Annotated in this window: 5 protein-coding genes; 4 read left to right on the top strand and 1 reads right to left on the bottom strand. The window is 47.3% G+C overall.

What is annotated here, in order from left to right:
• Positions 1–800 (bottom strand): apolipoprotein N-acyltransferase (locus VFW36_RS09735; protein ID WP_329658619.1); only part of this gene is annotated, 800 nt, incomplete at its 3' end.
• Between the two features lie 69 nt (positions 801–869).
• On the opposite strand from VFW36_RS09735, the gene yajC reads away from it, so the two are divergent.
• The 4 genes from yajC to leuS form a co-directional block, all read left to right on the top strand.
• Positions 870–1,136: a preprotein translocase subunit YajC gene (gene yajC / locus VFW36_RS09730; RefSeq protein ID WP_329658618.1), complete on the top strand. Its 267-nt coding sequence runs from the start codon at positions 870–872 to the stop codon at positions 1,134–1,136.
• The gene (gene secD, locus VFW36_RS09725; RefSeq protein ID WP_329658617.1) at positions 1,126–2,700 is read left to right on the top strand and encodes a protein translocase subunit SecD; all 1,575 of its coding nucleotides are present in this window, start codon (positions 1,126–1,128) and stop codon (positions 2,698–2,700) included. The genes yajC and secD overlap by 11 nt, the downstream gene beginning before the upstream one ends.
• A 2-nt stretch (positions 2,701–2,702) precedes the next feature.
• Positions 2,703–3,674, top strand: coding sequence for a protein translocase subunit SecF (secF, locus tag VFW36_RS09720; RefSeq protein WP_329658616.1), 972 nt, complete (start codon positions 2,703–2,705; stop codon positions 3,672–3,674).
• A gap of 22 nt (positions 3,675–3,696) precedes the next feature.
• On the top strand, positions 3,697–5,519 hold a 1,823-nt coding region (leuS, locus tag VFW36_RS09715), incomplete at its 3' end, for a leucine--tRNA ligase (protein WP_329658615.1).

Genomic DNA, 5,519 nt, shown 5'->3' with positions numbered 1-5,519 from the left:
AGTGTCCCCGTGAGTATGGCGATATGGAGCGAGCGCATCGCTAAGGCTTCGGATATTTCGGTATGTTCGTTCATATAGAGAGGAAATGCCGATTCGGGAAGAACGATGAGGTCATATCCCTGTGCGATCGCATCATCGATAGCGGTAAAGTTGTCTTGGATCGTTTGAAGTAGTTGTTCGCTCTGCCATTTAAAATCTTGCGAAATATCGGTAGATACAAGTTTGATTTTGAGATTCGGGATCGGGGGCGGAGTGTAAGAGGTTTGAACGGCTCCGAGTAACAAAAGAAGCGGGAATGATTTTTTGAAACCGCTAACGTATCCGCTCAGTGCGAGGGAAAAAAGGATGAGGGCAAACTGCCATTTCTCAAATCCTAGATAACTCTCTACGAAGATAATTTCGGGCTGCATCCAGTTGAAATCCATCGGCCAGATAAAGGTGAGACCGAAGAGGATGGCGGCACGCACTAGTGCGTTGGTCGTAAGTGCCATCGCTCCGTAATAGAGGGAATACACAAACCCAAAACCCAAAGCGACGAGCCATGTCGCCCACCCCAGATCGTAATACTGGAAACTAAATCCGATCCAATAGCACCACAGTAACCCGATCCAAAAACCGCTGATAAGAACGGTACGTTTAGGAGCATGTAAGAGGGCATAAAGGGCGATCAGACCTGAGAGGGTGTTGAGCGCTTTGGAGGTGAGGGCAAAATGTTCCCAATAAATAAAAGCGGAGAATAAAAGGGCGATAACCAAAGGGGCGACAACGAGTTCAATAAGGGGTGATGATCGATATTTCATGGGGGAATTATATCGTTGTTAGCCACATTTCAGTATAATGCCCCAATTTCACATTACCCAAGGATACCCATGGAAATTATTCAACAAATTCTCCCTTTCGTCTTTTTGATCGCTATTATGTATTTTGTGATCATTCGTCCTCAAAACCAACAGGCAAAAAAGCACAAAGAGATGCTCGAAGCGCTCGTAAAAGGGGATAAAATCGTCACTAGCGGAGGTCTTGTCGTCGAAATTAAAAAAGTCGAAGATAAATATTTCGTGATCAAAATGAATAATGAAACCGAAGCACGCCTCGTCAAAGAAGCGGTTGCACGAAAGTACGAGGATGAAGTTTAATTTCCGCGTCGTATTACTCATTGCCGCAGCGCTTTTTGGGATTCTTTTCTCCATCCCTTCGCTCACCCAAAGTCAGCACGGTGCAAAAGTCACTCTGGGACTTGATCTTCAGGGGGGATTACACCTTCTTTTAGGGGTTAAAACGGAAGAAGCGGTCAACTCGCAGCTCAAATCGGTTGCCTCCGGGATCAAACACTTTACCGAACAAAATGATATTTTGATAGACGGTCTCAGTGTAGAGGGGAATACAGTTGTGTTTTCTCTTTTGGATGCTGAAGACAATGCAAAAATAGGCGAGCATCTAAAAAATGTTCAGGGTTCCGTGGTTAAAGTATCAGGTGAATCGTACAGCGTTTCATTTAAACCTGAAGAGGTCGAAAAACTAAAAGCTCAGGCGGTGGATCAAGCGATTGAGACGATCCGTAACCGTCTCGATCAGTTCGGGTTGGCAGAACCTGTCGTCGCCCGTCAAGGCGTGGATAAAATCCTTGTGGAACTTCCGGGGATCAAGACGCCTCAAGAAGAGCAGCGTGCGCGTGAGTTGATCTCCCGTGCCGCGAAGCTGGAACTGATGGCAGTGGATGAAGACCGTGCTATGCGTGTCAACGATATGAGTGATGCGGAAGCGGCAAGTTTTGGGGATAAAGTTCTCGCAGACGCTCTTCAGCCGCAAATGAAACATTTGGTGAATGAGATCCCGATTTTGGATGGGACGATGTTGACCGATGCACAGGTCGGATACGATCAAAACAACCGTCCGGTCATCAATTTCTCGCTTAACTCCGCAGGGGCGCAGATATTCGGTGATTTTACCGGTAAAAGTGTCGGTAAACGTCTTGCGATTGTATTGGACGGGAAAGTCTATTCGGCTCCGGTCATCAATGAGCGAATCGGAGGCGGAAGCGGTCAGATCAGCGGTAACTACAGCGTCGCAGAAGCGAATGACCTCGCGATTGCACTCCGTTCAGGGGCATTGTTGGCACCGATTTATATGTTGGAAAAACGTTCCGTCGGACCGAGTTTGGGAGCCGATAGTATCAAAGCTTCGTTACTCGCTTTGGTCAGCGGATTTGTCCTCGTTATGATCTTTATGATCATGTATTACGGATTGGCGGGGATTATCGCGAATCTTGCGGTTGTGATCAATATCTTTATTATCTTGGCGATGATGGCACTTTTGGGTGCGACGTTGACATTGCCGGGTATGGCGGGGATCGTTTTGCATATCGGTTTGGCGGTTGATGCGAATATCATCATCAATGAGCGGGTACGTGAGCAAATACGTTTGGGTCTTGGGCTTAAACGGGCATTGCAAGAGGGGTACAGCAAGGCGATGAGGGCTATTTTGGATTCGAACATCACCCAAATCATTGCGTGTACTATCCTTTATATTTATGGAACGGGTGCTATTAAAGGGTTTGCCGTAACGCTCAGTATGGGGATTTTAGCCTCTATGTTGACGGCGATTGTCGGAACGTACGGGATTTTCCAACTCTTTACCAATCGTATCGAAAAATCGAAAAACTACAAATTGTGGTTTGGTATGACGAGAAAGGTTAACTAATTATGGAACTGTTTAAAGAAGATAAAGTCTATAACTTTCTCGGAAAAGGGAAAATCTTTTTTGTCGCTTCGTTCGTCCTTTTCTTTTTAGCGGTTGCTCTGATCGCTACGAAAGGGTTTTCGTTCGGTATCGATTTTACCGGTGGGACGGTTGTTCAGGTCAAATATCAGGGACCTGCCCCTATCGATAAGGTACGTGAAGCACTCGAAAAAGATGAACTCTTTAAACATGCGGCGGTAAGTGAATTCGGCTCACCCGAAGAGATCGTCATCAAAACAGCCGCATCGACGGACGGGCTAAGTAAAGACATCGGGGATGTCACAAGAGAGATTCTCAAAGGGACGGGCGAGTTCGAAATCCGTCGTGTCGATATGGTCGGACCGAAAGTCGGTGATGAACTCCGAGTCAAAGGGCTTACCGCGTTTCTTTTGACATTGGGCGCTATTATGGCCATGGTAACGTTTCGCTATGAGTGGCGTTTCGCATTAGCGGCGATCATCGCGATTGTCCATGACATCGTTATTACATTCGGTTTTGTCTCTTATTTTGATATTGATTTTAATATCGAAAGCGTTGCGGCTTTGCTCATGATTTTAGGGTATTCGATCCATGATACGATCATCGTTTATGACCGTATCCGTGAACATATCCAAGAGTCTAAAAACAGCGATTTTGTGATGATTGTAAATGAGGCGGTTTCACGTACTCAATCGCGAACCACATTGACTTCGTTGACTGTATTTTTCGTTGTATTGACCCTATTCCTATTCGGCGGCGACATTATGCTCGGGTTCAGTTTCCCGATGTTGGTCGGTGTCATTATCGGAACGTACAGCTCGATTTTCGTTGCGGCACAGCTCGTTGTTTGGACGGGATTCAGTGTCGGGCGTTATCGTGAAAAGATGGCTGAAAAACAAAAACTTCAAGCCGAAAAAGAGAAAATGCGCGCTCAATTCGAGCAGGGCATTGTTTGATTACCGTATTTAGGAGTTATTTTTGAATTATTCCCCCGCAGAGATAGAGGCTAAATGGCAAAAAACGTGGAGTACAACAAAAGCGTACGAGCCGAGTGATGATTTTTCCAAGCCGAAAAAATATGTTCTCAGTATGTTCCCATACCCATCAGGGCGCATCCACATGGGACACGTTCGTAACTACACGATCGGTGATGCGTTTGCCCGCTATTACCGTCAGCAAGGTTTTAACGTTCTCCATCCGATCGGATGGGACAGCTTCGGTATGCCGGCGGAAAACGCGGCGATCAAACACGGCGTTCACCCGAAAAAATGGACGTATGAGAACATCGCGACGATGCGCGGAGAGCTTGCCGGTTTAGGACTGTCGTTTTCGGAAGATAGAGAGTTTGCTACTTCCAATCCTGAATATACGGCGTTCGAGCAGGGCTTTATCATCGATATGTTCAACAAAGGGCTTTTGTATCGTAAGCAAGGATTTCTCAACTGGTGTCCGCACGATTTGACCGTTTTGGCGAACGAACAAGTCGTTGACGGCGGATGCTGGAGATGCGGAACTCCGATCGTCCAAAAAGAGATGTATCAGTATTATCTCAAAATCAGCGATTATGCCGAAGAGCTTCTCGAATCGCTCAAAACACTTGAGGGGAAATGGCCGAAACAAGTTTTGACGATGCAGGAGAACTGGATCGGGAAATCGTATGGATTGGAGTTTGCGTTTAAAATAGATGAGGAGAGTGAAGCGAAGCTTGGTGCCGTCTACCAAAGTTTCGATGTTTTCACCACCCGTCCCGATACCATTTACGGAGTGAGCTACGCCGCTCTCGCACCGGAACACGAGATTGTCCGCCATATGCTCTCGTTTGGGCTACTCGATGAATCAACCGCCAATGCTATCAAAGCGATGCAGCGCGTCAGCGCACGCGATCGTGCTACAAGCCCAAAAGAGGGTGTATCTCTCGGGATCAATGTCATCCATCCGTTGACGGGGGAAAAAGTACCGGTATGGGTAGCGAACTTCGTACTCACCGATTACGGCTCAGGAGCGGTTATGGCGGTTCCTGCCCATGATGATCGCGACTATGAGTTTGCAACTAAATACAACTTACCGATCAAAGCGGTTATTTTCCCTCAAGAGGGAGAATTGCCGAGCGGGTGTGCGTATACCGAAACGGGAATACTCCGTGATAGTGCAGAGTTTAGCGCTCTGGATAACGTCACCGCAAAAGCTTTCATCATGGATCATTTCGAAGCGAACAAACTCGGGAAAAAAGTGATCAATTTCCGCCTCAAAGATTGGGGGATCAGCCGACAGCGCTACTGGGGTGCTCCGATTCCGTTGATCCACTGTGAATCGTGCGGTATCGTCCCTGAGGACAAAGCTGCTCTTCCGGTCGCCTTACCCGAAGATGTCGTGATTAACGGCGAGGGGAACCCGCTCGAGCACCACCCGACATGGAAACATTGCACCTGTCCGAAATGCGGCAAACCTGCACTCCGCGAAACCGATACGATGGATACCTTTATCCAATCGTCATGGTATTTCCTCCGCTATACGGTCAAAAACGATTTTAAAGAGGCGCTGGATAAACAAGCACTCGATTACTGGATGGGGGTCGATCACTACATCGGCGGGATCGAGCACGCGATCTTGCATCTATTGTATGCCCGTTACTTTACGAAAATGCTCCGTGATTTGGGATATGTCAGCTCTGATGAGCCGTTTGAGCATCTCCTTACCCAAGGGATGGTTCTCAAAGACGGTGCGAAGATGTCAAAATCCAAAGGAAATACCGTCGATCCGGGAGAGTTGGTAGCTAAATACGGTGCCGATACGGCGCGTCT

Origin of the sequence: Sulfuricurvum sp. (assembly GCF_036279695.1) — a bacterium.
Taxonomy (GTDB): domain Bacteria; phylum Campylobacterota; class Campylobacteria; order Campylobacterales; family Sulfurimonadaceae; genus Sulfuricurvum.
Note: the sequence above shows the minus strand (reverse complement) of the source record. Positions and strands in the feature narration are given on the sequence as shown.

Coding starts and splice junctions, on each gene's coding strand:
- yajC (WP_329658618.1), top strand. CDS start 870: ATGGAAATTATTCAACAAATTCTCCCTTTCGTCTTTTTGATCGCTATT.
- secD (WP_329658617.1), top strand. CDS start 1,126: ATGAAGTTTAATTTCCGCGTCGTATTACTCATTGCCGCAGCGCTTTTT.
- secF (WP_329658616.1), top strand. CDS start 2,703: ATGGAACTGTTTAAAGAAGATAAAGTCTATAACTTTCTCGGAAAAGGG.